The 241-nt window shown below is 50.6% G+C and carries 1 protein-coding gene; it reads right to left on the reverse strand.

The genetic code is table 11. The annotated features are described in order from the left end of the window. Nucleotides 1–222, reverse strand: a 222-nt coding sequence (locus tag HMPREF0298_RS11365) for a fibronectin type III-like domain-contianing protein (RefSeq protein ID WP_245527502.1), incomplete at its 3' end; no start/stop codon positions are given. Between the last annotated feature and the right edge of the window lie 19 nt (nucleotides 223–241).

Here is a 241-nt window from a genome sequence, read left to right on the forward strand (position 1 = left end):
AAACTCGCCTTTCTTAACGCGTGCGGAATCAGTGCCGATAAAGACATTGAACTTGCCAGGCTCGGCGTCATATTTCATCTGTTGATTCCAGAACTTCAGCGCCTCAATATCGATCGGGAAGCTGACAGTCTGAGTTTCGCCCGGTTTCAGGGTGATTTTCTCAAAGCCTTTCAGCTGTTTCACAGGGCGACTCATGGAAGCCGTCACATCCTGCAAGTACATCTGCACTACCGTGGCACCC

This window comes from Corynebacterium lipophiloflavum DSM 44291 (assembly GCF_000159635.1).
Lineage (GTDB): Bacteria > Actinomycetota > Actinomycetes > Mycobacteriales > Mycobacteriaceae > Corynebacterium > Corynebacterium lipophiloflavum.